This is a genomic window from Hallerella sp. (genome assembly GCF_022776125.1).
GTDB classification, from domain to species: Bacteria; Fibrobacterota; Fibrobacteria; order Fibrobacterales; family Fibrobacteraceae; genus Hallerella; species Hallerella succinigenes.
The window spans coordinates 24,652-51,104 of sequence record NZ_JALFIA010000079.1 but is presented as its reverse complement, the minus strand read 5'-3'; the positions used below and the strand labels follow the sequence as shown (position 1 = coordinate 51,104).

The following is a 26,453-nucleotide window of genomic DNA, read 5'->3' as shown; positions in this document are numbered from 1 at the left end:
GTGTTTAGCGATTTTATGAAGCCGGTCATCCGCATGGCGGCTCTTCAGGGGCTTCCGGTCAAGTATGTCTTTACGCACGACAGTTTCCGCGTCGGCGAAGACGGCCCGACTCACCAGCCCATTGAACATGAAACGCAGCTTCGGCTTTTGGAAGACCTTGTGAAGGAAGATGGGCGTCCGCAGATGCTCGTCTTGCGCCCGGCAGATGCCGCCGAAACGACGGTTGCATGGGAAATGGCTTTTGAAAACGAGGACAGCCCGACCGCTTTGATTTTGACCCGTCAGAAAGTGGGCGCTCTTCCTGTGCCGCAGGGAACTTCCCGTTATGCGGAAGCCGCCAAATGTCGGCGGGGCGCTTACATTGTCAGCGACAATACGCCGTCTGGCAAAAATCCGGATTTGACCTTTGTGGCTAATGGTTCCGACGTTCTGCTTTGTCATGATGCTGCGGAAATTTTGCGCGGCGAAGGCAAAAATGTGCGGGTCGTTTCCATGATAAGCCCGAAGTTGTTCCTGATTCAGGATGCAGCCTATCGCGAATCCGTCATCGTGCCATGGACGCCGGTGTATGCGCTTTCGAGCGGGCTTCCCGTTCTTTTCAAGGACGTGGTCGGCGGATTTGGCAAGGTTGCTGGGTTGGAACGCTTTGGGGCTTCGGCTCCGGCTTCCGTTCTCGAAAAGAAGTTCGGCTATGAACCGGAATCGGTGGCGAAAAATGCTCGGAAGTATTTGGCTGAATTTGCGCAGAACATTGCGGCCTTTAAAAAGGTGAACGGCTAATTTTTTGGCCCGTTGATTGTTTTTCTATCCCGGTTTCGTTCTTGCGGACCGGGATTTTTTTTGGAAAGGGCTTTGCTTTTTAGGGAAAAACTTCTTTTCAAAGGGGAACAACTTCTCTTTCCAGTGAAACGGCTTTTTTAAATAGTGAATTTCGGATGGGAAGGAAAAGTTTATTCGGGCATTGTACTGCTTTTGCGGATGGCGAGTTGGTGGTTAGCGGTCAGCGGCTAGCGGCTAGTTCGACAACCGGTCCCTGAGCCTTGGTTAGTGAGCCTACCGAACTAGCCGAAGGGCTGGAACTGTGAAAGAGGGGCGTTTGGAGAAACGGTTGCCTGCCCGTTTTTCGTCTGGGACGGCGAATGTCACGATGCCGCGGTCCGTTTTTTGCGCGGGGCAGTGAATGGCACGATGCCACGAATCGTTTTCATCCGGGACAGTGAATGTCACGATGCCGCGCCCCGTTTTTTGAATCGGAAGAAACGAAATTTTTTGGAAAAGGCTTTTAGAAACGGAATAGAAAGGACTCTGTTTTTGCAGGAACGTTGTTTTGAGGAATGGGAAGTAGCTGGAAATGATTTTGCGTGAGGCATGTGGAGGGTGGCGCTTGCGCCAGTGCGAAGCACCGACTGGAAGTGAGCCCGGAACACGCCGACCCGCCGAAGGCGGGGCACGCCCAGAAAGATCAGCGCATAACGAGATACGCGGTATAGCCGACGTAGCAGATGAGAAAGAAGATTCCTTCGATGCGGTCGAAGTATTTGGGCCTGAAGGTGCAGGTGACGAGGAATGTGCAGAGGGTCGCAAAAATCATGACGGCGAAATCTTCTACCCGGACGCCTTGGATGGCAATCGGTTTGGCGACCGACGAGACGCCGAGAATAAGGAAGATGTTGAAGATGTTGGATCCGATGACATTGCCGAAGGCGAGTTCCGAATTTTTTTTGAGGGCGGCGACGATGGATGTAATCAGTTCGGGAAGAGATGTTCCGAGGGCGACGACGGTGATGGCGATGACCGCATCGCTGACTCCCCAAGCCCGCGCCAGATTTTCTGCGGCCCCGAGAAAGAGTTTGCCGCCAAAGACAAGTCCGGCAAGGGACGCGATGGCGATTGGAATCAAAAGGAAAACCGGCTTTCCGGTGAGGCGGGAAATGGCTTCGTCTTCCGTGCCGCTTGTTTCCTTTCGGCTTTTGTAAATCGTGAATCCCATGTAGGCGAAAAAGAGGACGAGAAAAACGATGCCGTCGATGCGGGTGATCGTGTTGGAAAAATTATCGGAGAGCAGGGATTTGTGCCCGAGGAGGGTGACTAGAACGGCGGCGAAAATGCCAAACGGAATGTCCCGGCGGATGATGTTTCCCTGGATGGCAAATGGAAGGATGGTTGCCGATGCGCCGAGAATGAGAAAGATGTTGCAGATGTTGGAACCGATGATGTTTCCTACGGCGACATCGCCGTTGCCGTTCCAGGCCGAGGAGAGCGATACGAACATTTCTGGCGCAGAAGTTCCCATGCCGACAATGGTCAGGCCGATGACGAAGCTGGAAACTTTGGCGCGCTTGGCAATAGCGACGGAGGAATCGACTAGAAATTCCGCTCCCAGAAGCAGCAGGGCTAGTCCGGCAAAAAGAAACAAATAATCCATGGTGAAAAAAATAGATAAAATCCGCATCGTCATATTTGAGGCGTGCGGGCGGAGTTTTGTTAAATTTGTAGATTTGCTCCAATGAATTCTCCTCGTTATGTTTTGATGAAACTCCTCCCGAAGAATCTGGAATCCCGGCTCTTTGGAAATCTTGTGCATCTGAAAATTCCCGTACTTTCAAAATGGGCTCGGAATCTTTTCGCCAAGGCTTACCGTCTGGATATGTCGGAGTCGGCGCTGCCGCTTTCGTCGTATGCGAATATCGGCGAACTGTTTGTTCGGCAGCTGGCGCCGGGCAAGCGCCCGCTGGCGAATGCCGAAGTGGTCAGCCCGGTCGATGGCCGGGAATCGCAGACGGGAATCTTGAACGGAAAAAATCCGCAGATGATCCAGGCAAAGGGCAAGACGTATTCCCTTGCCGAGTTGATCCGGGACGAAGATTTGGCGGCGCATTTTGCGAATGGACGCTTTGCGACGATTTATTTGGCTCCGTTCAATTATCACCGGATCCATTCGCCTGTAGCGGGGAAGCTTCTTTCGGCGAGCTATTGTCCGGGAACGCTTTGGCCGGTAAACCCTTGGAGCGTGGAACGCGTTGAAGGGCTTTTTTGCATTAACGAACGCATAACCACCCGGATAGCCGTTGACGGCGGCGGGGAATTGCTTTTGGTAAAAGTCGGGGCGACGAATGTGGGGCGCATTGTGGTGAATTATGCGCCGAACTGGATAACGAATGTGGGAAAATTGCCGAGAAAAGCGCCGCGAATCGATTACATTCCCCGCTCGGAATACCGTTTTGAACGGGGCGCGGAATTGGGGCGTTTTGAAATGGGCAGCACGGTGATTCTCGTCGCCGACGAAATTCTTGCCAGCCGGCTTCCCGAACTTTTCCAATCGACGCTTGGCAAAGCTATTAAAATGGGCGAATCGCTGGTTTAAAAATCTTCGTTGCACGGACGATTTTTGCACAAAAGATGAGATGGGAAATCGAACATCCGGACGTTATGCGGGCTACGGCAGATTTTGTGCGGGCGTTTGCATCTGTTCCTGATCCGATTGTCGCTGTCGCCGAGCATTCGAAAACGCTGGAAGGCCGTATCGCTTGGGTTTTGTTCGGTTCTTGTCTTGCGCAGGAAATTCCGCTTTATTTGTTGCAGAAAGTTCTCGAAGTCCTCTCTCGGCAATATCCCGATGAAAGGCTTTGGACTTTTCCGCTTCCTCAAGAAGTGGAAATTCGGGATTTGGTTCGCCAAGCCAAAAAGACGTACGACTGGCCTTTGGAAGAAAGCGTTCCCGGCATTTTCTGGAGCGTCGGCAATTTTGTCCGCAGGCGTTCTCCGCTGGTGGGCTGGGCGACTTCTATATCGTATAAAGGAATCCTCAGGGATTTGAGCGAAATTTTTTTTATGGGCAAGGGCGCCTATCAGCCCAAGGCGATTTTTGCCTTGTCCCGCCTTTTTTCGGCGCAGCCCAGAGGTCTTGCCATTTCTAGGAATAAAGAGCCTGGCGATATTTGCCCGATTCCTTTTTCTTTTGGCATTCGCTGCTGGATGGGCTTTTTGGGGCCCGGCAAGGAAATCGGATTTTCCCAAAAAGAGGAACGTCAAAAACGAATGCTTTCGGCGACTTTTTGCAAGGCGCTCTCGCCCCAAGATCCGCATAAGGTTTCTCACGCGTTTCAGTTCTTTTGGGAATCTTCGCCGTCGGGATGGCTTTGCGCAGATTTCACCGAACACTGCGAAAAGTGCCCGCTCGCTGCGTTTTGTCCTCGGAGTTTAAAAAATGAAAAAAATTAAAAGGTGGATGATTTTAGGGGCGCTGCTTGCTTTTTGCGGTTGCAACCAAGAAGAATCTCTTCTGGAATTGAATTTGTACAAATTTCTGTATCGAGAAAAAGCTCCCGTAAATGTGCAGCTGTATGATTCCGTTTCTGTTCTTCGACGAGTTCCTTCGGCTTGGCAGCTGCGGAATTATGCCATTTCCAATATGGCGGAATTGGAATATGTGCCTGTGGAAGGGGACACTCTTCACGTTCGCCTTCTGGAATTTTCTTCCGACATGTCGGCTTTGGCGTTCTTTTTGAATAGCGGGCTTGTGCAGGAATCTTTCCCTGTCGTCGAAGGGAATTTCCGGGAAATCGCTATGCGTGGCGGTCGGCGGCTCTTTGTTTTCCGCTACGGGCTTCTGCGCAATTATGAACGGAGCGAGTTGGAACGCTTTGTGCAAGGATTTCCGAATTATCGCGCTGGCCTTCCACAGGAATTTTTGAGTTTGCCGATTTCGAATCGGGCGATTGGACAGACTTCTATCCAGATGCGGGATTTTTTGGGCGTCGAATCGGAATTTCCGATGTTGATTTTGGGCTATAGGGGCGATGACGTTTTTTGGAATGCGGCTCGGAGTTGGGGCTCTGTCCCGCAGGACGCTTGGCAGGTGTGGGTGGCAAACAGCCGCAAGTTGCATCGGAATGTCGCCCTTTCCGCGGACACTGTCTTTTTTAATGCTGGGGCGGAAACCCGGGGAGCAGCCCTTCGTCTTCCGGACGGTCGGGTAGTTTGCGTTTGGGGCGCCCTTTCCGCAGAAAACCTGCGAAATCATTTTCAAAAGGCGGCGCAGAGCGTTTACGATTCTCCGAAATAATTATATTGGGACTATATGTCACAAATCGATACTTTTGCAGAAACAATTCTTGAAAAGCTCCGTATGGTTTCCCAGGCGGAAACCGTCATCGGCAAACCCATTCAGGCGGGAGCCGTTACCCTTATTCCGGTAAACCGTGTTTCGATGGGCTTTGGACTCGGCGGAAAAAAGGAAAATGTGGCGGCTTCCGGCGGCGGACTCTCTATCCATCCGCTCGCTTTTGTCGTGATTGCGGGCGACGATGTTCGCATCATGCCGGTTTCGCGGGAAAATGACATGGTTTCCAAAATTGCGGATCTGGTTCCGGATGTCCTGTCGGCTTTCAAGAACAAGAAACCTTCGGACGAGTGATATCTCCACTGTAAATTTTCTATATTTTCCCCGTCAGAAAAATTAACCAAGGCTATCTATGCGCTTTTTGAATCTTGTTAAAAAATCCATTCTCCCTGTGATGATTTGCTCGACGCTGGCTTCCGCCCAGCTGATGAGTGGAAGCAATTTGGATGTTATTCGTGTCGGAAAAACCGGTATTTCCCGGGCTCGGATCGATAGTCTCTCCGATGCGTTGGCAAAGGCTCAGGCGCGTGGACGTCAAGTGCCACCCGAAGCGATGAAGCAGGTTCGCTGGGCGGTTATCGACAATCTGGTCGGCCAGGAACTGGTCAAATTGGAAGCGAAGGCTTTGAATATCAAGGTTCCCAAGGCTCGGATTGACAGCGTGGCGGCTCTTTTCAAATCGCAATATCCCAGCACCGAAGTTTTTAAGAACGAACTCAAGAAAAACAACATCAGCGAAAAGCAGTTCAATGAACGCATCGAACAGCAGTTGCAGAGCGACATCATCCTGGAACAGAAAGTGCCGTATCCCAAGGATCCGACTGACAAACAGATTGCCGCTTATTGGGAACTCAACAAGTCCAAGGTTCCTCTGAACGATACGATTAGCGGAGCCCGGATTCTTTTGAAAAGCAAAAAGGGGGAATCCAAGCAGGCGGTTGCCGATAAAAAGGAACTTTTGAAAGGCCTTGCCGCTCAAGTCCGTTTGGGCAAAGCGAGTTTTGCGACCCTTGCCGCTCAATACAGCGACGATGCGGACGCTCGTAAAACCGGCGGCGTGATGAATAAATTCATCGCCAAGTCCAAGGGGGCCGATTTTGCCAAGGCGATTGGCAATCTGAACGTCGGCGACATCTCGGACGTTTTCTCCACTACTGAAGGCCTCCAGATTTTTATGCTTACCGAAAAGAACGACGGCAAGTTTGAAAATTACAAGGTGCAGATTGAATACATCCTTCGCGTGCAGGCGGAACAGGAACGCCAGCTGAAAGTGAAAGCCTATCTCGACGAGCTGGCCGCCAAGTATAAAGTGCAGTATCTGAACAAGGACTACACACCGGAAAATGCGATTGGAGGCTCCAAGTAATGGCTACAACTTCCCATGTAGGGCTTACAGAGCTCCGCTCCCGAATTGACAAACTTCGGGGGTATCTTTGACCTCGAGTCTAAAGAAGTAGAACTCTCCGTCCTTGAAAAGGAGTCCGGAAATCCGGAACTCTGGAACGATCAGGATAAGGCCCAGGCCCTCCTGAAAAAAATCACGTCGCTCAAAAAAGTCATCGCCGATTGGAATGAAGTTTCTTCGACTTGTAACGACTTGTCCGAACTTTATGAAATGGCAAAATCCGAACCGGATTCGCAGGAACTTTTCGACAATGTGGAAGAAGAATTCAAAACCCTTCTCCATCGGGTCGATGAAATGGAATTTCGCCGGATGCTTTCCGGGCCCGATGATGCTTGCGCCGCTGTGCTGACCATTCATCCGGGAGCCGGTGGAACAGAAGCTCACGATTGGGCGGAAATGCTGCTTCGTATGTATAAGCGCTTTTTGGAACGGGAAGGCATGGACTTTAAAGTCATCGATGTTCAGGAAGGTGAAGAGGCGGGAATCAACAGTGCGACCATCGAAGTCAAAGATGAATATGCTTATGGACTTCTCCGCTCGGAAATCGGCGTGCATCGTCTGGTGCGCATCAGTCCTTTCGATGCGAATGCGCGGCGGCACACCAGTTTTTGCGCTGTCTATCTGTATCCGGAACACGACGAAGTGCAATTTGAAATCAACCCCGCGGACATTCGAGTCGATGTCTATCGCTCTTCGGGGGCGGGCGGCCAGTATATCAACAAAACCGATTCCGCCGTCCGTATGACGCATATTCCGACTGGGATTGTCGCCAGTTGCCAGACGGAGCGTTCGCAGATTCAGAACCGAGCTACGGCTTTGAAAATGCTGACGACAATGGTTGCGGAACATTACCGCCAAGAAGAAGAAGCGAAGCGCGATGCCCGCCTTGCCGAGAAGAAAAAAGTGGAATGGGGCTCGCAAATTCGTAGCTATGTTTTGCAGCCGTATCAGCTGGTCAAGGATTTGCGTACAAACGAAGAAACGTCCGATACGACGGGCGTTCTTGACGGGAAAATCAAAGCTTTTGTAAATGCCTACTTGCTGCATGAAGCGCAGCAAGCGTAAGCATTCGACCGCTTATTCCTGAATTTCTTGGAGATACCTTTTCAGGGCGTCTTGCCATGTCGGGAGCGGTTTAAATCCGTTTTTGACAAGCTTGGATTTGTCTAGGCGACTGTTGAAGGGGCGCTTGGCTTTGGAAATGCCGTATTCCGCCGTGGTCACGGGAATGACGCTGGTCTTCAATCCCGCCTGTCGATAGATTTCTCGCGTAAAATCATACCAGCTGATGTAGCCGCCTTCGTTGGTCGCATGGTAATAGCCGTATTTGTCGGATTCTATCATGTCTATCAGCAGGCGTGCCAGATCGTAAGTGTAAGTAGGCGTTCCGATTTGGTCGTGGACTACGCGGACAGTGTCGTGGGATTTTCCTACGTTCAACATCGTTTTGATAAAGTTCTTGCCGTTTTTGCCAAAAACCCAGGCGATGCGAACGATAAAGTATTTATCCAGATTCAAAGCGACGGCGAGTTCCCCTTCTAATTTGGTTTGCCCATAAATGTTTAGAGGTTTGTAATCTTTGCAATCGGGCTCCCAAGGCGTAGTACCTTGTCCGTCGAATACGTAGTCGGTGCTGATGTAAATCATTTTGCAGTCCAGCTGCTTGCACATCCGGGCGATGTTTTCGGTGCCTTTTGCATTGATGGCGCGGACTTTTTCCTGCTTGTCTAGGTCTTCGGCTAAATCAACCGCGGTCCATGCCGCACAATGAATGACCGCATCGGGACGGACTTGCCCCAAAACTTTTTCAACAGTTTCTTTGTCGGTAATGTCCAAAGGAATATAGGTCGCTTTGGTCACATAACTGTCGTCTTGTACACCGCTATAAACGGAAGCGATATCGCTGCCGACGCCTTCGTGATTTCTTTTGGCGAGCTCGTTCATGACATCGTGGCCGAGCTGTCCTGCCACTCCGGTAACAAAAATTTTCATACGATGAAATTTAGAAAAGGGCAAGGAAAAAAACGGGCGATGCAATAAAAGAATGGGGAATGATATGTAATCCTCCCAACTTTCAACTAGTCACCAACCATGGTTCGACAGCTCATCAACCGTGGTTCAACAACCGGTTGCTGAGTCCGTCGAAGCACACCAACCGGCGGTCCCTGAGCCTGCCGAAGGGCAGGGACCGGTTGGAACTGAATCCTGATAACTGATAACCGAATTCCCCTTGCGAAAGAAAATGCCCCGTTTGAAAAGGAGTTCACCATGTGAAAGAAAGTTCAGGTTTTGAAAAAAATTTTATTTGAGGGGATTTGGAGGAAGATTGTATATAATTCCCGAAATTAGCGACAATGATGGGATGATTTCTAAAATAGTTGTGATAAAAAACGAGCAAAGGCGGTGATAAAATGCAGGGCAGATTTCCGCGGAAACGGCATTTTCCATTTGCCTTGAATATCTTCCCGATTGCTTTTTTGTAAATTCTGTTCCATGCGATTTATCGTGATGGCTATCAGTTTTTTAGTTTTTTCTTCCGCCGCGTTTGCGCAGGTGCGGGACTTGTTTGCTGAATTTGACGAGGAAACAAAAAAAGCGGACTCGTTGAGTTCCTCTTCGGTGGCGGTGAGCTCCGCGGTCGAGGAAAGCAGCTCTAGTGCAGAGCCGAGTTCTTCTTCGGAAGCTCTTGTTTCTTCTTCGTCTGCGATGAGTTCCGCTGCCGCAGAAAGCAGTTCCAGTTTAGCTGCGTCCTCTTCGGCGACGTTGCCGAGCAGTTCATCGCAAGAAACGAGTTCATCCTCGGTGGTGGCGTCTAGCAGCAGCCTGATGAGTTCTTCGAGTTTGGCTTTGGATTCTTCTGCGGTGGAAAGTTCCTCGTCTGGATATCTTTCGTCTGCGGTAGCGGATTCGTTGCCGCCGGATTCCGCAGCGGTTGCTTCGGCGGATTCTGCCGTTTCGGATTCGGCGTTGTCGGCTTTGGCGGACACCATATCCAGTTCCTCATCGCTTTCTTCTTCGTCAGCGGCGTCCAGTTCTTCTTCCGTGCTCGTCGCTAGTTCGTCCTCCATTTCCCGTCGGGACATTCTCGGCCCCACGAAGGTTTCCAAGGTTTACAGCATCGATGAAATGAAAGGCAAATACAAGAGTCCGCGAAAGGCTCTCTTCATGTCGCTGGTCGTTCCGGGAGCGGGACAGCTCTATGTGGGCGGTTCGACGTTTAATTATGTCCGCGGAGCCGTATATCTGGCTTTGGAAGGCGCTTTGTGGGGAAGCTGGTATTACTATTCCGTTTACAAGTATGACAAGCAGACGGACCGCTACAAGAATTTTGCGAAAAAGCATTTTTCGGCTCACCAATATGAATCGAAAATGCACGACTTGCGCAACGGGCTGGATGATTCCGATGAAGAAAGCAAATTTGTGGAGCGTTATCTTTCTAGCCGGGAATCCTATTGCAAGTCGATTTATGGGGACGCTTCGACGAATGGCTGCTATACGGGAGACGCTTCTACCGAAATGACGAAGGACAACAATCACGTCAATCATCTGAACGGTTCGTTCAGCCTGTATAATTCGGGTTCGTTCTATTCTACAATTGCCGGTTCGGCTTATGTTTTGGGTTGGGATGATGTGGAAAATGAAACTCCCGTATCTGCACTGAATCTGGGCGATCGCGATTCGGAAGTTGTTCCGCTCGGTGAATCCGCCAACTGGAAAACCTACCGCAGCATGCGAAGCAAGGCGAATGATTATGCCGATATGCAGGCCTGGTTCTTTGGCGGGTTGATTTTGAACCACATTGTTTCCGCTTTAGATGCCGCCTGGTCCGCTCATGCGCATAACAAAGTCCTTTACGAAGAAGAGCTTTCCTGGTTTGACCGGTTGCATTTTGAAGGCGGATTTGTTCCGTCGGATTCCCGTTCGATGTTGAATGTCTATTTCAATTTCTAGACCATGAAAAAATTGCTCGCTGCCTTTGTTCTCTTTCTTTGCGTCGCCGAAATTTCTGCGCAGCCTGTAGTGATTTCGGTGGATGAATCGATCAGCAGAAATTCGCAAAAAAGTTTGCCGCTGGCTATTGGTGCTTCGCTTTTGCTTCCGGGAATGGGACAGCATTATTTGGGCGAGGAAACATTTGTAAAAGCTTATGTTTGGACGGATGTCGCATTGTGGGTCGCCACTTTTGGCAGCTATTTCTTTGGGGAACGGCAAATTGCCAGCGCTCGTTCGTATGCGTCCCGTTATGCGGGAATTTCCAATCCGCCATCAAGCGAAAGCTTTTTGAATCTGCTCGGCGATTACCGGAGTCGTGGGGGGGTCGATGGGGAAAATGCCAATCCGGATTCGGACGAAGATTACAACCAGGCGATGATTCGCAGCGGCTACGCCATTGACAAGGATTATCCTTTTGACGAAGCGCACACCTGGAATTGGGGATCCAGCGACAATCCGGAAACCTCTCGCCGGATGTCGCATTACCGGGATATCTTGCGCAACTATCGGATTTCCCGAATCGCTTTTCAGGTTTCCATCGGGGCGCTGATTTTGAACCGCGTCATTTCGGTTTTGGATGTCATGCGGATTTACCGTTCCACTTCGAGTTCGCTGGCGGAAACATCGGCTGCGCGTCATTTGGCGATTTTCCCGGAATTTAGACCGGAAGGCCCTGGTGCGACATTGTTGCTTTCGTTTTAAAAACGGATTGCGCAAGGAATTATAGCGGTTAGTTTTCAGTTGTTAGTGATGAGTCCGAATTGTTTGTCTGACCACTTTTTCACTCCTCGCTTCTGATTTTTCGGAGATCACTAATCCCTATTTCTTTATTTTAATGCTGGTCTTGAATCGGCTTTGGGACGAAATGGAGTAACGCATCACCGTCTTGTAAATGGCGGAAATCCGAGTGCCTATTTTTTCGATGTCTTTTTGGGAAACGGAAGTTCGTTAAATATCGCTAGAAATAAATCGGTTAGATACGTTGCCGAATCGATATCTTCGATGAGAAGCATCTCTTTTGCTCCCGGATAAGGCGAAGCGAATTCAGGATTTTTCACAAACGCCAAGGCCGATGGCACCGGCTTCACAAGCAATCGATTATCGCATAGATAGGCCGCTATTTTCCCGCGAAAATAAATAATGTATTCGCCCATCATCTGCTTGGACGAAATTTTGTCTAGCGATGAAAGCTGATTGAGGATGAAGTTCCGAAAGTCAGGGCTGGTAGGCATGGGAGTCCTTTTGTTTCGGCAAAATTAAATTTTTTTGAAAAATAAGAAAGAGGGAGGAAAAATCGGAAATGGAAAATAGAATTTAGAGAATGCGCGATGGAAGCGGCAGCTACGTTCGAGGCTGCTGAATACTGGAGAATTCTGTTCTTTTTGTATGAAGAATCCTTTATATTGGCATTTGAAGCTTGGAATTTCTGAAAAGTATTTCTTGGAACAATTTGTTTCAAGGTGCGAATACGATTTTTATGGCGAGTATCTGCAATATAAAATGTGGCTTTGAATTATTCAATATATGAAGATGCGTTTTTTCACAAGGGAGAAGGCTTTTTCAAAGGGAAAATTTCTTCTTAGAAATGGCGCCCTTTCTCGCTGATTGCGAAAAGCTCGCTATTCTATGGGTCTAGAAAATTTCAGTTGGTCGGGAGATCGTCCTTTCTCGCATTTTCACAAAACGGGTTGCGAACAAGATTGATATGGCTTTGTTGCATTCGCGTCTTGCCATAATGTTCTCACTGAAAAATTCCTTTATACATTCACAAACAAGTTCCGCATCCGGTCGTCCCCTCTTCTCGGGTCCTCGTCCCTTTTAGCATAAAAAAAGACGCTTTGCAGCGTCTTTTTGTTTTAGAGCGGGAAAAGGGAGTGATTCGCTCGGAGTCTCGCGCAAGAGCGCGCTCCTCGCTCACCGCAAGGGCTCGACACAGGGCGTCGAGTCCCGTCCGCGTCCATGTTTCGCTACGCTCAGTCCGCGTCCGTTCGGCCTCTCTTCTCGGTTCCTCGTCCCTTTTAGCATAAAAAAAGACGCTTTGCAGCGTCTTTTTGTTTTAGAGCGGGAAAAGGGACTCGGACCCTCGACCCCGACCTTGGCAAGGTCGTGCTCTACCAACTGAGCTATTCCCGCGAGGACACGCCAATAATAACTATAAAAAATCGGAGTGTCAAGGGCAGAAAAGAGGGAAAATGAAAAAAAATGAATTTTTATTCCTCGTCCGACCTGTTTTCTTCGTGAACGTCGGGATGCATGAACTTTAAGGCGTACACGACCGTTTCATGGCTCTTGCCTTTGAGTTCAAAAGTTCCCTTGGGCAGCGGATGGTAACGGCCCACGTTCGGCAAGGCTTCTAAAAGTTCTTTGGAAATCAGGAATTCTTCACCGAGCATTCTGCAAAGATCCTGCAGGCGGGATGTCGTGTTGATGGCGTCGCCGTGGTAAGCCATTTCACTGCGGAAGTTGCCGACTTCGGTCATGGTGACCTTTCCCCAGTGGGCTGCGGCCTTGAAAGTGGGGTAGGCACCGAATTCCGCGCGGAAGCGGCGACGTGTGCGGAAGAAACAACGCTTTAAGTCGCCAAAGCAAAGTATAGGACGGGGATTTTTACGGCAGGCGGAAAGCGGCCAGGTCAGGTAGACGCCATCGCCTGCGATCTGGTAGATGTCGCCGCCGTTTTCTTCGCAGCAGTTCGACAGCAGTCGGTAGTATTCTTTGAGGAATCGGCTGTATTTGATGTGTCCCATCTGTTCGGCGAGGTGTGTCGATTGGCTAAGATCCACGAACATAAAGACGAGTTCGACTTCGGTCGGATTCTGGGTCTTGCCGAGGACCGCGTTGAGAAATACGTTGAGACCGAACTTCTTGTTCACGGAACGGATGAACGTGATAAAGAATCCGCAGAGCACGCCGTAGATGGCGAAGGACTGGACAAATGGCAGTTGGAAAGCGTCGCGGATTGATTCTATTCCTTGCTCATCGATAAAAAATCCATCCTTGTACCAGTTCTGTACCAGAATGCAAAGCGTGATATCGATAAAGACGACGGCGATAAAATACCAGAGACGAATGAGGAAGGCTCCGATAATCGGACGGGGGTCCTGATCGTCGTGAAGAACAATCACGTCGTAAACACCGTGCGAAAGCCCCGTCAGAATCGAGAACTGGAGCGCATTCATGAAAAGGATCGGATCAAGCGCCTGAGGAGTGCCGTAAAAATGGAAATAGCAAAACAGCAAACTGAAAAAAGTCCAACAGCCTATGTAAAAGGCGATGGATTTGATTTTTCTCTTTTGAAGTCTTGTACTGATGATTGCCATAAGAGCCTTTAGTGCAAAAATAAGGGGAGGCTCCACAGCATCAAGGCAAGGAAAATTTCCTTATAGGAAGGCCCAAATAGAAGAGCGGAAACAAGAGCGAGAACGACCGACGACAGCAGAAAAAACAGGATGGAAGGCATCCTTTTTTTTAACAAGGCTTTGAATTTTGATGGAACACTCACGTGGTTAATATATATTCGCTTTGGATGAACGGACTTTATATTCACGTCCCTTTTTGTGCAAAAATTTGTGGCTATTGCGATTTTGCAACGGTCGCGAGTTCTGCACGCCTCTTTCGCGAGTATGTGGATTTGCTGTTGCGGGAAGCGGCAATTCGTTTGGACGAAAATGCGAATTTTGCGAAAGAAATTTCGACTGTCTATTTGGGTGGAGGAACTCCGTCCGCGCTTCCGGTCGAAGAATTGTCGCGTTTGGTGCAAGGTCTTGAAAACCTTGGAATTCATTTGAAGGAAATGCGCGAAGTCGATATCGAATGTAACCCGGAATCCTCTTCAGATGCCTTTTTGGAAGAGGCTTATCGGATCGGGGTGACGCGTTTTAGCCTTGGAATCCAGACCTTTGACGATGCGCTTTTACAGGCGATTGGGCGCAAGGGCTCAGCGGCGGAGAGCCGGGATGCGCTTTCGAGAATTTTGCGTTTTACGCAAAAAAACGGGCTTCATGCGACTGCGGACCTTATGTTTTGGCTTCCGGGCCAGACGCTCGAACGTTTTGAAAAAGATGTGACGGAACTTGCGGAATCGGGCATTGGACATGTGAGCTTTTACGGTCTCACGCTGAATTCGCATACGGTTCTTGGCAGGCGCTTTGAAAAGGGGGAAATCGCCCTCGACGAAGATCTTTACCCGGCGATGTACCAAAGCGGCGTAAACATTCTCAAAGAACATGGGATTGAGCGCTACGAAGTCTCGAATTTTGCGAGAAAAGGCGAAGAAAGCTTGCATAATCGCAATTATTGGCTGCGGGGCGAATATTTGGGCCTTGGACCGGGCGCTCATGGATTTATCGGCGATAAACGCATGGCGACACCGGGAAGATATCTCGCTTGGAAGCGCTGGGTGGAAGCGGGCTGTCCCGAAGCTCAAATGGAAGTCGATTTGCTCGGAAAAAAGGAACGCGTGGACGAAAAAATTTGGCTTTCGTTGCGCACCCGAGAAGGTCTGGATTTGCAATCCCTTGAAAGAGAAGAACTTACGAAAATTCCTGACGAAAAAATCCAGCGTTTTGTGGACCAGGGATACCTCAAAAAGAGCGGCTCTCGCGTATTTCTCGTCGGAGATGGCTGGCTTTTGATGGATTCCATCGTGGAGAATCTTTTGCCGGAATGAGATTTTTGGCGGTTGCAAAAATCTTACATTGTAAATATCTGAGTACATTCCTAAATATTTGGTTTATCTTTATAATAAGAAAGAAACCTTTCGGGCGTTGCTTTGTGAGAATCTAATATGTTTCGTTGGTTCTTGAATTTTGTATCCGTAAGGATTTTTTGTGTCGTTGCTTTTTCGGCTGCGATGGTTTTTTCTGCTGTAGAATGCCCGGTTAAAGGCGCTTGCCGTTATTATTCCATTTATACGTCTCCGATTTCCTATTTGTGGACCGTTCCGGACGGTGTGGACACCTGGAATTCGGAGAGTGCGATTAAAGGCGCAAGCTTTTTGGTTTATGCGCCGAACGACACGCTTCTTTTGAATCCTTGTACAAAGGATTATTCGACGGGAAAAACGACCTGTTCGACAACGGATTCCCTTTCGCATCCGACGGCTTCGGTGACCGCCGATACGGTCAAGGGATTTGTCTATGTGAAGGCTTCTTCGCAGTTCCCGGCGACGCATATTCCGCTTGGAATGGCGGTCGATCCCAATGCGGAACCGGTGATTTTCCGCTATTACACGTTCTACGTGCCATATCTTGAATTTTCCTATATGAATGCGAAGGGCGATACGGTTGTGGTCGATGAAAAATCGGTTTTCAATCTGCCGGTGGATTCGTCTTTGACGGTCTTTGTGCGTTCGGTGATTCCAGTCGGTCCGGATTCCGGTTTGACGGATACGACGATCCACAAGCGTTCTTTTGCGCTGAATCCCAAGCGTGGCTCCGAAAATCTCGTGTTTACGACCTTGGCGGGGGATACGACGGATCAGGTCATTTTGCAAAAGGGCGTTGGCGCTTTCCAGATTCATGCGGTCTCTGCGGTTTCGGGTGGGGAATTTACGGCGAGCGGTTTGGTGAACCCGTCGGATTCCTCGTATTTTGTGAACGAAACCTTCCCCGGTTCGCTCGCCTTTGAGTATTCGGATTTGCCGTCCCTCGACAGCGCCTTTATTTACGATGCAAACGGTGACGGTGTGGGCGATAGTATCATCGCTTATCTTTCTGGTAAAACGCAGACGGTTTCTCTCGACAGCTTCTTTACCACCTGGCCGAACGGCAGCAAGCGCACACAGTATTCGGGCGATTACAATGTGAATGCCGAAGGGACGGTGCTCGAACTTTTAGACGTGAAGACATCCCTTGCCAAGGATTCCGCGACGGGTGAATTGATCGTGTATGTGACGTCGGAAGAGAGCGGTTCTGCGGCAGAACTCAGCACGGTTCTTCTGGACCGTATCGGCCCTGCCATTCAGGGAGTGACTCTCATCAAGGGTCAGGGCGAGGCTCAGGACACCCTCGTCATCGACTTCAACAAGGATTTGGACACGTCGTTTACAGAAGGCTCTGTTCTGCAACTTGCGAACGGCGAAAAAGTGACCGTGAAGGCGATTTCGAAGGACGGCTCCCGTTGGATTTTTACAACGGATCCGGGCACTGTAGAAGTCGGGGATTCGCTTTCGGTGGTCGTCGGACTTGGCGACTTGGGCCTTGTGGCTGCAGACGGTAATGTAGCGACTTACAACTTGCCTGCGGAAGTGACGAATGCGGGCCATGTGTATCTGTCCAATGAAAACAACGGTTTCTTTGATTCGGACGGCGACGGCAAAATGGATTCCGTGACGATCGGCGTAGACAGCCCGATTACGCAAGAAGAACTCGCCAATTTGAACTTCCAATTCTTCTGGCTCGATTCCGCAAAAAATGAAATGATCATCACTCCGGATCCGGAAGATTTGACCCTTTCCGAAGACGGCAAAATTATTTCATACAAGCTTTCGGAAAAGGAACAGGCGATGGTAATGCCGAACCTCACATCGATTGACGATCCGAATGCGTACGGCTATTCCGCAATGGAAAACATTACCGTCGTCAATGGAGATTCCAGCTCGACGATCCAGTATCTGAATATGAATGATCGTATGGCTCCGGTAATCACCTCCACTTTCCTCAATCCGGAATCGAGTAACGAAAAACGTCCGGACCGCTTGGTAATAACCTTCTCGGAATCAATCGATGTGAACGCGATCCGCAATCCGAACTTTATCGGCTTTGTCGTGGACGGTGATTCCGTGTACTTCGACTTCTCTTATGCAATCTGGAACGAAGACAGCTCGGAAGTTTCGCTGTTGCTCGGCGAAAATGACGACCTCTTGAACCGTGCAAATCCGAACGACTCCCTCTTCATCCATCCGTCCGCATCCTTTTCGGATAAGAGCGGTAATGCAGTCAGCGAAACTTCGAAGACCGTGACGATTGAAGGCGATCCGCGCGTGGTGATGGAAACGGCTTCGATGGTGGGTCTTGACCGTGTCGCTTTGGCAGATGACGGCCCAGAATTTACCGAACGTTTCTTCCCGGAAGGAACTTCGACTAAATCGGAAATGGGCAAGTCTTTGGGCGTGATGCTTGACGTCGCGTTCTCGACGATCTTTGCCGATTCTTCGGAAGGTGAACTGGATTTGGACAAGATCGGTTTGCACTGGTCGATGGAAATTTATACGAACACCGGATCCTTTGTGGCAAGTGCGAATAATAAGATTCTTTGCAGCGACGAGGATTTTGGCGGAAACTGCTTTGAAAATGCGAAAAGACTTTACTTGCGCTGGAATTTACGTGCGAATTCAGGACGTAAAGCGGGCGTGGGCGTTTATCTGGCTCAGTTCCATTTGAAGGTGTACGGAAACAAAAATTCCTACACTTATGATAAAATTTTCAAATGGGGTGTCCATGGTGGAAAGAATGGGCTTGCTTTGGATGATTGATAGGAGGAATTGTTTATGTTGATCGGGAAAAAATTCATTGCCTTAGGGTGGCTTTTAGTCGCAACGGCGATCGCATTTGCCGACAGTTCGGATTCCGTGACTGTCAATACTCCATATAATCCGGCAACGGGTATTTGGATTCAGCAGGTGGGTGACCTGTATCCGTCGGCAAGTACAACGGAAACGGTTTATTACACCCGTTACAGCGCACAGCTGAGTGCAAAGTCGCTCGACTATTACTATGATGGTAACGGCTACTTGAAGCTTTCGAACAAGAAGCTCCTTTGCCGCACTCCGGGTGCCGACGGGATTGTACACCATCCGGATGGAGACTTGCTTGTGGCGGGTCAGGGCAACAATGCGGTCTATAAAGTGGACATGGATGCTTCGGATACGCTTACATCCGTTTGCGTGACAAAGACGGTCAAATCGGGCGTCGGTGCTTCGACTTATCACTTGATGGTGAATCCGGATAATTCCGTCCTTTGGTCTGCGGGTATTCCGGGTAACCTGGTGACGTATGCAATTGATTCGGCGACAAACGGTCGTTTGGAAAAGATTCGCCAGGTGAAGGTTTCTGGGGATATTTCGAATATCACGACGATCCTGTGGGATCAGACCGGTCAGGCGTTCTATACGCGTTCGAGTAACCTCGGTACCATTTCCAAGTATTCTTCTAATAACGCTCAGTTCGGTATGATCGTGGATACGGTTTGCGCTATCAATGCGAATCCATGCCCGGCTAAGTACATTACAGGATTAAAAACCAAGACTTTGATCGACTCGTTGAAGGGGGCTCATGGTGCAAGCTTTGACGAATATTCGAATACGATTCTTTTGTTCGGCGACTCCCATATTGTGCAGATCGATCCAACGACGAAAAAAGTCATTGCGGATGTGGACCTGCGTAAATATGTGTTCCCCGATAGTTTGATGACGGGTAGCTATTCGACGAACAGCGCTGAAACGAGCGGTTATGCAATTCGCGGTTCGAATGAAATCCGTTGGCTTTTGGACCAGGGCACGGCGGACCACAAGGGACATATCTTTGTGGCTTCCAACTCGGGTCATTTGATTTTTCTCGACTACACGTCCAATCCGAATAAGCTGATCAATAACAACATTTTGATTCACGTGCAGTGGATCGACAACTACTTGGATGATCTTGCACCGATTGCAGGTGCAGGTTCAAACCGTACTTCCGCAAATACGAGCGGCGGAACGATTCTTTCTTCGAATTCTCACTCCTCTTCGAGTGCGCCGGTTTATCACGAGTCTTCGAGCTCTGCGGTTTCTTCGAGTTCGAAGGAAAATTCTAGCAGTTCTTCGGGCGGCTCTAATACGAATTCCAGTTCAAGTGGTACATCGTATTCATCGAGCAGCGGCACTGGCACAGGCGACGATCCGAATTCATCGAGCAGCGGTACTGGCACGGGCGACAATCCGAATTCATCGAGCAGCGGTACTGGCACGGGCGACAATCCGAATTCATCGAGCAGCGGTACTGGCACGGGCGACGATCCAAAGTCTTCGAGCAGTGGCACTGGCACGGGCGATGACGATGTGCCGGGCAGTTCGAGTTCGAGTGCCTCGGGCACTGGGGACGATTGGGTTCCGCCTTGGGTGAACGATTCGACTTTCTATGAGGGCTTTGGTGATGAAAATACGGAAACGCAGGACGGTTCCGACGTCTATCCGACCAACGATAAGCGCGATAAGGGCGATACCTTGGTGACGGAAGGCTCGAAGCTCATTCCGATTTCTTCGGATTCTTCTTCGGGATTGAATACGGTCGTCATCAACGGCAATACCTATGTGACGGATTCGACGGCCTCTTCGACTCTGCTTCCGAGCTACGGTTCCGATACGACTTCGGCAACGGGTCGTGAAAACGTGAACGTGGGTGACGTTATCCAGATTACGCTTGATGCCGGCAAGATCAAGGAATATTTCGAAGATGCGGATTCGATTTTCGTGTCCGGCTCGGATGGCCTCCTCTTTGTGGATCCGACGAATCCGAGCAATCCGAATGCGAATATCGCTGTCTCGGTCTCCGATTCGGACATTATGATTTGGGTGACGGCAGATACGGTCGTTTCTGTCGGCAGCATCTACTTTACGGATAAAGACGGTCACTTGATCATCTTTGACGGCATTAACTTCTACGATCCGATTCCGAAGGCGGAAACCGCATATATCCAGGATTCGGACGATGACGGTTTCTTGGATTCGCTCGAAGTGATTCTTGCAGATACGATTCCTGATGGCATGTCGGTCACGGGGCTTGCAATCGTCGTGGATGGGGACACCCTTGAAGTCAGCAGTGCGATTACGGTTTCGGGATCGAGAATCTACGCAAGCGCTGAAGGCCTTTCTCTGGAATCGGAAAAGTTCCCGGAAGATGCGCGTGTCATTGTAACCTATACGAGCGAAACGGGTTCCAATTACCGCCGTGATTCTGAACTTTTGCAGCTCGGCTCTCACGTGATCAAGCAGGCTTATGCAATCCGCAACCAGAATGGCCGAGACTCGCTTTTCGTCGAATTCAACATCGACATCATTCCGGCGGATTTGAATAATCCGGAGATGATCGTCTGGTTGAACGGCTTGGGCTTTGATCTCGACGAAGTCAGCGTTTACCTGCCGACGAAGAACATGATCATTCTCGTGGGAGATTCGCTTGGACTGAACGGTAGCACAGACTATGTGACCCTGGCTCCGGCGGCGACTTTCCACAATCTTTCGTTTATTGCAACAGCGGAATACGACCGTCAGGTTCCGGTGACGGTGACGAATCGTTATCCAGCAGCTACTTCGGTGCAGTACTACGATACGGATGGAGACGGCGCTCTCGATTCGATCTCGGTCCAGTTCTCTTCGAAGGTGACCGCGGAAGATCTCGAAAGCTTCTACTTCTCGTTCCCGTGGTACAGCTCTCGTGGGCTTTTGATTGAACTCCAGGCTCAGCCGAGAGATTTAATCTTGAGCGCGGACGGCAAGAGTGTCGGCTGGATTGTGAAGAGCAATGTGAACGTGGCTTCGAACCTTACGAGCATTAGCTCGGAAATTCCGGCCGCAACGCTTTACACGTACTATGACATCTTCGGCAATTCCTTTGTGAATTCCCAGACGATTTCGATCGAAGACAAAATGGCGCCTGTCATTGCATCGGCCACTCTCCATTACGGCGAAGAGTCGAAGCGCGATACGTTGATGGTGACCTTCTCGGAAGAAGTGGACTATTCCTCTCTGACGGGTAAGGACTTCTTTGCTTACATCCATGGCAAGGATACGATTGACCTGAATCCGGTGACGATTCTTTGGGCTTCGGATGGCAAGAGCGTTCGCTTGGTCCTTCGCGAATCCACGGATGGCATTGTGCCGGGAGACTCTTTGATGATCGTCGCTGGCGAAAAGTCGAAGATCTCGGATATCTACGGTAACGAATCGGTGGAAAATGCTTCGCCGGTCGTCATCGGAGGCTTGCTCGGCAAGATCGTGGAATCGGTGAACATGGGCTTCTTCGATCCGGAAAAGTATGTGGAGAACACGCTGAATTCGGTGTCGATCTCGTACGTTTCGAATCAGACGCGTACTTCCGATTTGCGTGACGAAGGGACGCTAGGACATTTGATTTCCCTCGGCGAACGCTTTGTTCCGCAGCTGATTGACGGCGCAAAGATCGATGCAGACGGCAATTACGACTCTTCGGTCCTCGACAGTATCGATCCGGCTGACGTGTTTGTGAACTTCAGCGTAAGCTACTTCGACAATCAGGGGCAGTATGTGACGGACACAACGTTCAACATTCCGTGTAACAGCCCTGCATTCGGAACGAATCAGAACTGCTTGACGACGGATAAGAAGGTGTTTGTCAACTGGAATTATAAGGATCACACCGGTCGTTTGGTCGGCGCAGGGGTCTATATTGTCCAGTTCAAGCTCGTTGTCCGCTACAAACAAAAGAAAATTCAGGAAGAAATGCGTGACAAGTGGGGCGTTCGTCGGAAGAAGCAGAAATAAAAATTCCCCTCTTTCCTATATTTCGGACATGCTTCAAATTGGAAAAACGGAATCAGCCTTGAATGCGGCAATCGAAAAACGCGGCGCTTTGTTCGCCGTGTTGCTCGACCCGGATACTTCGGACGATACAGCTCTCTTGAAAGCGGGCTCCATGGCTGCGGAAAACGGCGCAGACCTTTTGCTTGTGGGCGGCTCGTTCATGGGAAATTTCAAGTTGCCGGACCAGGTGGCGGCTCTCAAGAAAGAAGTTTCGCTTCCGGTGGTACTTTTCCCGGGAGGTGCTTCTCAGGTTGTGCCGGGCTTTGATGCCGTCCTTTTCATTACGCTTGTTTCTGGACGGAATCCGAATTACCTGATCGATGAACAGGTGCGCGGTGGCGTCCTCATCCGTTCTCTTGGCATGGAAGCGATTCCGACCGCTTACGAGCTAATCAATAGCGGAAAACCGACTGCGGTGGAATACATCAGCAATACTTCTCCGATTCCGGCGAATAAACCAAAGCTTTCGATGGTGCATTCGATTGCGGCGGAACTCATGGGCATGCGCTACGTGTATTTAGAGGCGGGTTCTGGCGCAGAATTGCCGGTGCCGGTGGAACATATCGCCTACACGCGAAAAGCGACGCAGATGAAGATTATTACAGGCGGTGGCATCCGTGAACCGGAAACCGCTCACGCTCGCGTTGCTGCGGGAGCGCAGATCATTGTGACGGGTACCCTTTGGGAAAAGGTGAAGGACCCGGTTCTGCTTCAGGAATTCGCGGCGTCAATCCACGTAAAGGGTTAACATTTTTTCTGTTAAAAGAGTATTTTTTCTCCGAAGGAACTTCCCCTCGGAGATTTTTTATGGATAAGAAAATTGTTTTGACGTATGGGCTACGTTTACTCGGTGTCGTTTTGGTTTTGATGTATTTCTTTGGACATCCTTTGCTGAATCGCATCTTCCCGGGTTTTCCGATTTCTTCGCTCAATTATTTCTTCTATGCGGGACTGCTCTGTTATTTGATTGGCGCAGTGCTTTATTACGTATTCAACCGAAAGACGTTGAAGAAGATGGCGAAGGGGAATGAGGACGAATTATGATTGAAGTGGAGAATCTCCAAAAGACGTATCACTCGGGATTTTTCATGCGTCCCAAAAAGGCGCTTACCGATGTGACCTTCCATGTGCCGAAGGGTGTCATCTACGGTTTTATCGGCCCGAACGGCGCCGGAAAATCGACGACGATCAAACTGCTCACAGGGCTTCTCCGTAAGGATTCGGGAAAGATTCTCGTCGCAGGCTTTGAACCTTCGAAGGTCGAAAGTCGCAAGCACTTAGGATATTCCCCTGAACAGCCGTACTTTTACGATTACCTCACCGGTCGCGAACTGATGCGTTTTTACGGACGCTTGTGCGGCCTTGATGGTAAGCCTCTCGAAGACCGCATCACGTGGGCGCTTTCGCTTTTGAATGCGGACAAGGATTGGATCGACCGCAGGCTGCGCACCTATTCGAAAGGGATGATGCAGCGCGTAGGCATTGCCCAGGCGATTCTTTCTAAGCCGGAACTCCTGATTCTCGATGAACCGATGAGCGGACTTGACCCGGTGGGTCGTAAGGATGTCCGTGAAGCGATCCTTTCCTTGAACAAGGAAGGCGTGACCGTATTCTATTCAAGCCACTTGCTTTCGGATGTGGAAACGATCAGTCATCGTGTGGCGATGGTCGTGGGCGGTAAGATCGTTCGCGAAGGTACAGTGGATGACATTACGTTGAATACTTCTGCGGAATATCACGTTCACGTGGCTGCTGACATTCCAGATGCGGATCTTCCGCAAGATGTGAAACCGCAGGGAACGACGCCGCGCGAATGGGTCTGCAAGAATGCAGAAGCCCGCGACCGCTTCATTGATTTTTGTCTCAAGTCTGGACTTCCGATTGAACGCATGGAACATCAGCGTCCGAGCCTGGAAGACGTTTTGACCGAGGAGATTGCTCGTGCAGAACATTAAGAATATTGGAATTATCGCGTTGAACACCTTCCGCGAATCCGTTCGAAACAAGGTGCTCTATAACATCGTGTTCTTGGCGATTGCGCTTGCCTTTTTTAGCATCTTGCTCGGCGAATGGTCTGTCTTTGACCGTGCGCATGTGATCAAGTCTACGACTCTCAGCATCATGTCGATTTCGGGCCTTTTGATTTCCGTCTTTGTGGGCATTAGCCTTGTACAGAAGGAAATCCAGGGACGAACCGTTTTGACCTTGCTTTCGAAGCCGATTAGCCGTGCGGTGTTTATCGTCGGCAAGTATCTTGGCCTTTTGGGAGTGATTGCGGTACACCTTGCCTTGCTGACCGTGGTCTATTACGTGATCCTTGCACTGACCGGTTCGAACCCGACGCTTTCCCTTCTGAACGCGGTGTATTTGATTTTCTGGGAAATGGCGATTGTCGTTGCCGTGGCGCTTCTCTTCTCGACCTTTTCGAGTCCGGTGCTTTCAGCTCTTTTCACAATCGGCATTTACATGGCTGGACGTCTTTCCAATGAACTCATGGAACAGGTGAACTTTGTGCGCCGTGTGGGTGAAATCGAAGGCGGTCAGGGTGTGGTTTTGGAAAAGGTGGCGAGCGTGATTCACGCGGTGTTCCCGGGTCTTTACCGTTTTGATATTTCTGCCTATGTGGTGCATAACGTTGCGCTTCCGACTCATTACATCTTCTGGAATAGCTTGTATGCTCTGGGCTATATCGGAGTGTTCCTTGCGATTGCCAGCTGGTGGTTTAGCCGTAGGGATTTCGTATGATGACAAAAAACCAAATCATGGCCAAGGTCCTGTTCTCGAACAATTTGGTTTCGGAACGGCAGATTCAAGAGTATTGGGGTAAAATCGATGCGTCGCACGACCTCGGCGAACTCTTGCTCGAAGCTGGGATTCTCGATCAGCAGACCTATGCTGCGGTTTCGCAGTATGTCCAGGATTTGGAAGTCAAGCTGAAGGCGGCGGAAGAAGCCAAGGCTGCACAGACAAAACAGGAACAGGCAAATCCTGCATCTTCTGCATTTGAACGCCCGAAGGCGGCCACTCCGAAGCCCGCGCAGAAGCCTGCTCCAACGTCGAAACCCGCTCCAGTTGCAGAAGCTCCGAAGACGGATGCAGAAAAGCCTTTGGCTTTGGAAGGTAATAATCCGTATGGGGAATCCACCGCGACAAGCGTTCAGATTGAAAAGGTCGAAGGCTTGGAACAGACGCGCATTGCCCCGGTCGCCATCGCCTCTGCAGAAGAAGAACTGATGGCAGACGACAAGCCTGTGGAAGAGGCTTTGCCGGACCGCTTTGAAATCGAAAGCGGGGAAGGGTCGATTGCTGTTCCGAGTCAGCTGACGAATGAAAATTCTCTCGCCGAAATCTTGGCGTTTGCCAGAAATTATAAAGCGACGGACGTTTATCTTTCGGCAACCGCTCCGATCGCGATGCGAGTCTGCGGCTCGGTCCATTACGTGAACGAGAATCCGTTTGATGCTTCGCAACTTTCGAAACTGCTTTCCGAAGCCAAACTGGGCTTTGCGGATGGATACGAACCGGTTGTCGGGGTGGATTTTAGCAAGTCCTTTGCTCTTGCTGGTGCAGGCCGTAACCGTTTGACGGTCACGTGGAACGATACGATTCCTTCGCTTGCCATCCGTGTGATTTCGGCGGAATCAATCCCGCTCGATAAGCTTTACCTGCCGCCGTTCTGTGCCGATTTTTTGGATTTGCCGCACGGCCTTGTGTTGATTGCAGGCCCTTCGGGAAGTGGGCGTTCAACGACGATTGGCGCCTTTGGCGAAGCTCTTTCTCAAAAGCGCTTTGTCCTGTTGGAATCCATAGAAAAGCCGGTGGAACGTTTGCTTTCAAATGGGAATGGCATGACGGTGCAGAAGGAAGTCGGCTTGCATGCAAAATCCGGTGTTTCGGCTTTGCACGATGCCGTACAGGCTGGGGCGGGCGTGATTCTTTTTGACCATCTCGAAACGGTCGATGAACTTTGGGCTGCTTTGCAGGCATCTTCGGCAGGCGCGCTCGTGTTTGCTGTGGCTGCCGGCAATGATGTTTACGGTTTGCTTTCTCGCTTGCTCAGTGCGGCTGCGGATCGTGAAGATGAGCTCGCCGCAGCTCTTTCCGATGAACTGAAGGGAGTCATTGTTCAACACTTGATTCCGGTGATCGATAATCAGGATCAGGTGCTCGCTGTAGAAGCGTTGAAGGTGACTTTTTCGATTGCGAATTTGATCCGTCGCAGGGAACTGATTCAGCTTCCGTCTGCGATTGCGGCTGCCAAGAATTTGGGACTCAGCTTGGATGATTCCTTGCAGAACCTGGTGGAATCCGGTTATATTCGCGGGGAAGACGCCTGGCAGCGTTCTTTGAACCGTCGCCGTTTTGCGGCATACCGTCCTAAGAAGTAAAGGAGATGT

22 protein-coding genes and 1 tRNA gene are annotated in these 26,453 nt (G+C 50.1%); 17 read left to right on the top strand and 6 right to left on the bottom strand.

All coding sequences use genetic code 11. The annotated features are described in order from the left end of the window. Positions 1–780, top strand: a 780-nt coding sequence (locus MR847_RS09410) for a transketolase-like TK C-terminal-containing protein (protein WP_276993442.1), incomplete at its 5' end; no start/stop codon positions are given. A 682-nt stretch (positions 781–1,462) separates the two neighbouring features. Here the strand turns inward: MR847_RS09410 and MR847_RS09405 are convergent. Then, complete coding sequence (locus MR847_RS09405) at positions 1,463–2,425, bottom strand: calcium/sodium antiporter (protein WP_158223333.1); 963 nt, start codon at positions 2,423–2,425, stop codon at positions 1,463–1,465. 81 nt (positions 2,426–2,506) lie between these two features. Between MR847_RS09405 and asd the strand changes: the two genes are divergently transcribed. From asd to prfB, 6 genes are all read left to right on the top strand, one after another. Next, a complete protein-coding gene (gene asd / locus MR847_RS09400) occupies positions 2,507–3,364 on the top strand; it encodes an archaetidylserine decarboxylase (protein ID WP_073302519.1) in 858 nt (285 codons plus the stop codon). 35 nt (positions 3,365–3,399) lie between these two features. Continuing rightward, complete coding sequence (locus MR847_RS09395; protein ID WP_276993437.1) at positions 3,400–4,221, top strand: hypothetical protein; 822 nt, start codon at positions 3,400–3,402, stop codon at positions 4,219–4,221. Continuing rightward, entirely contained in the window at positions 4,208–5,065 is an 858-nt protein-coding gene (locus tag MR847_RS09390; RefSeq protein WP_073302523.1) for a hypothetical protein, read from the top strand. Before MR847_RS09395 ends, MR847_RS09390 begins: the two co-directional genes overlap by 14 nt. Before the next feature lie 15 nt (positions 5,066–5,080). After that, entirely contained in the window at positions 5,081–5,416 is a 336-nt protein-coding gene (locus tag MR847_RS09385; RefSeq protein ID WP_073302525.1) for a GerW family sporulation protein, read from the top strand. A gap of 58 nt (positions 5,417–5,474) precedes the next feature. Further along, positions 5,475–6,488, top strand: coding sequence for a peptidylprolyl isomerase (locus MR847_RS09380; RefSeq protein ID WP_073302527.1), 1,014 nt, complete (start codon positions 5,475–5,477; stop codon positions 6,486–6,488). Continuing rightward, positions 6,488–7,592 (top strand): peptide chain release factor 2 gene (gene prfB, locus MR847_RS09375; protein ID WP_095849475.1). Its coding sequence is split into 2 segments (ribosomal slippage): positions 6,488–6,556 and positions 6,558–7,592, totalling 1,104 coding nucleotides; the frame shifts between segments, so codons are not numbered across the junction. Before MR847_RS09380 ends, prfB begins: the two co-directional genes overlap by 1 nt. A 12-nt stretch (positions 7,593–7,604) precedes the next feature. Here the strand turns inward: prfB and rfbD are convergent. Both rfbD and MR847_RS09365 read right to left on the bottom strand, forming a co-directional pair. After that, entirely contained in the window at positions 7,605–8,519 is a 915-nt protein-coding gene (gene rfbD, locus MR847_RS09370) for a dTDP-4-dehydrorhamnose reductase (protein ID WP_276993431.1), read from the bottom strand. Between the two features lie 377 nt (positions 8,520–8,896). Further along, on the bottom strand, positions 8,897–9,595 hold the full coding sequence (locus MR847_RS09365) for a hypothetical protein (protein WP_287723608.1): 699 nt from the start codon (positions 9,593–9,595) through the stop codon (positions 8,897–8,899). On the opposite strand from MR847_RS09365, the gene MR847_RS09360 reads away from it, so the two are divergent. Next, on the top strand, positions 9,570–10,478 hold the full coding sequence (locus tag MR847_RS09360; RefSeq protein WP_233126554.1) for a DUF5683 domain-containing protein: 909 nt from the start codon (positions 9,570–9,572) through the stop codon (positions 10,476–10,478). The genes MR847_RS09365 and MR847_RS09360 overlap by 26 nt on opposite strands. A gap of 3 nt (positions 10,479–10,481) precedes the next feature. Further along, positions 10,482–11,222, top strand: a complete 741-nt coding sequence (locus tag MR847_RS09355) for a hypothetical protein (protein WP_073302535.1) — start codon at positions 10,482–10,484, stop codon at positions 11,220–11,222. A gap of 209 nt (positions 11,223–11,431) precedes the next feature. Here the strand turns inward: MR847_RS09355 and MR847_RS09350 are convergent, their stop codons facing one another. The 3 genes from MR847_RS09350 to MR847_RS09340 form a co-directional block, all read right to left on the bottom strand. Continuing rightward, positions 11,432–11,752, bottom strand: a complete 321-nt coding sequence (locus MR847_RS09350) for a TfoX/Sxy family protein (protein ID WP_073302537.1) — start codon at positions 11,750–11,752, stop codon at positions 11,432–11,434. 828 nt (positions 11,753–12,580) lie between these two features. Further along, positions 12,581–12,653 (bottom strand) — tRNA-Gly (locus MR847_RS09345). A gap of 77 nt (positions 12,654–12,730) precedes the next feature. Next, positions 12,731–13,759, bottom strand: coding sequence for an adenylate/guanylate cyclase domain-containing protein (locus MR847_RS09340; RefSeq protein WP_277000684.1), 1,029 nt, complete (start codon positions 13,757–13,759; stop codon positions 12,731–12,733). Positions 13,760–14,022: 263 nt separating this feature from the next. Between MR847_RS09340 and hemW the strand changes: the two genes are divergently transcribed. The 8 genes from hemW (at position 14,023) to MR847_RS09300 (ending at position 26,444) form a co-directional block, all read left to right on the top strand. Further along, positions 14,023–15,189, top strand: coding sequence for a radical SAM family heme chaperone HemW (hemW, locus tag MR847_RS09335; RefSeq protein ID WP_157798004.1), 1,167 nt, complete (start codon positions 14,023–14,025; stop codon positions 15,187–15,189). 183 nt (positions 15,190–15,372) lie between these two features. Continuing rightward, a complete protein-coding gene (locus MR847_RS09330; RefSeq protein ID WP_287723607.1) occupies positions 15,373–17,994 on the top strand; it encodes a hypothetical protein in 2,622 nt (873 codons plus the stop codon). 15 nt (positions 17,995–18,009) lie between these two features. Further along, positions 18,010–22,017, top strand: a complete 4,008-nt coding sequence (locus MR847_RS09325; protein ID WP_287723606.1) for a hypothetical protein — start codon at positions 18,010–18,012, stop codon at positions 22,015–22,017. 28 nt (positions 22,018–22,045) lie between these two features. Continuing rightward, positions 22,046–22,804 (top strand): phosphoglycerol geranylgeranyltransferase, encoded by a 759-nt coding sequence (locus MR847_RS09320; protein WP_287723605.1) that lies wholly within the window; start codon positions 22,046–22,048, stop codon positions 22,802–22,804. A gap of 59 nt (positions 22,805–22,863) precedes the next feature. Then, entirely contained in the window at positions 22,864–23,100 is a 237-nt protein-coding gene (locus MR847_RS09315; RefSeq protein WP_100426118.1) for a hypothetical protein, read from the top strand. A gap of 44 nt (positions 23,101–23,144) precedes the next feature. Beyond that, the gene (locus tag MR847_RS09310) at positions 23,145–24,011 is read left to right on the top strand and encodes an ABC transporter ATP-binding protein (protein WP_241899549.1); all 867 of its coding nucleotides are present in this window, start codon (positions 23,145–23,147) and stop codon (positions 24,009–24,011) included. Beyond that, positions 23,998–24,801: an ABC transporter permease gene (locus tag MR847_RS09305; RefSeq protein ID WP_287723604.1), complete on the top strand. Its 804-nt coding sequence runs from the start codon at positions 23,998–24,000 to the stop codon at positions 24,799–24,801. Before MR847_RS09310 ends, MR847_RS09305 begins: the two co-directional genes overlap by 14 nt. Further along, positions 24,798–26,444, top strand: a complete 1,647-nt coding sequence (locus tag MR847_RS09300) for a type IV pilus twitching motility protein PilT (RefSeq protein WP_287723603.1) — start codon at positions 24,798–24,800, stop codon at positions 26,442–26,444. The genes MR847_RS09305 and MR847_RS09300 overlap by 4 nt, the downstream gene beginning before the upstream one ends. Positions 26,445–26,453: the final 9 nt, after the last annotated feature.

Bases quoted from the DNA above. Each gene is read 5' to 3' on its own strand.
- MR847_RS09405 (WP_158223333.1), bottom strand. From the start codon at position 2,425: ATGGATTATTTGTTTCTTTTTGCCGGACTAGCCCTGCTGCTTCTGGGA.
- asd (WP_073302519.1), top strand. From the start codon at position 2,507: ATGAATTCTCCTCGTTATGTTTTGATGAAACTCCTCCCGAAGAATCTG.
- MR847_RS09395 (WP_276993437.1), top strand. From the start codon at position 3,400: ATGAGATGGGAAATCGAACATCCGGACGTTATGCGGGCTACGGCAGAT.
- MR847_RS09390 (WP_073302523.1), top strand. From the start codon at position 4,208: ATGAAAAAAATTAAAAGGTGGATGATTTTAGGGGCGCTGCTTGCTTTT.
- MR847_RS09385 (WP_073302525.1), top strand. From the start codon at position 5,081: ATGTCACAAATCGATACTTTTGCAGAAACAATTCTTGAAAAGCTCCGT.
- MR847_RS09380 (WP_073302527.1), top strand. From the start codon at position 5,475: ATGCGCTTTTTGAATCTTGTTAAAAAATCCATTCTCCCTGTGATGATT.
- rfbD (WP_276993431.1), bottom strand. From the start codon at position 8,519: ATGAAAATTTTTGTTACCGGAGTGGCAGGACAGCTCGGCCACGATGTC.
- MR847_RS09365 (WP_287723608.1), bottom strand. From the start codon at position 9,595: ATGGAGGACGAACTAGCGACGAGCACGGAAGAAGAACTGGACGCCGCT.
- MR847_RS09355 (WP_073302535.1), top strand. From the start codon at position 10,482: ATGAAAAAATTGCTCGCTGCCTTTGTTCTCTTTCTTTGCGTCGCCGAA.
- MR847_RS09350 (WP_073302537.1), bottom strand. From the start codon at position 11,752: ATGCCTACCAGCCCTGACTTTCGGAACTTCATCCTCAATCAGCTTTCA.
- MR847_RS09330 (WP_287723607.1), top strand. From the start codon at position 15,373: ATGGTTTTTTCTGCTGTAGAATGCCCGGTTAAAGGCGCTTGCCGTTAT.
- MR847_RS09325 (WP_287723606.1), top strand. From the start codon at position 18,010: ATGTTGATCGGGAAAAAATTCATTGCCTTAGGGTGGCTTTTAGTCGCA.
- MR847_RS09320 (WP_287723605.1), top strand. From the start codon at position 22,046: ATGCTTCAAATTGGAAAAACGGAATCAGCCTTGAATGCGGCAATCGAA.
- MR847_RS09315 (WP_100426118.1), top strand. From the start codon at position 22,864: ATGGATAAGAAAATTGTTTTGACGTATGGGCTACGTTTACTCGGTGTC.
- MR847_RS09310 (WP_241899549.1), top strand. From the start codon at position 23,145: ATGCGTCCCAAAAAGGCGCTTACCGATGTGACCTTCCATGTGCCGAAG.
- MR847_RS09300 (WP_287723603.1), top strand. From the start codon at position 24,798: ATGATGACAAAAAACCAAATCATGGCCAAGGTCCTGTTCTCGAACAAT.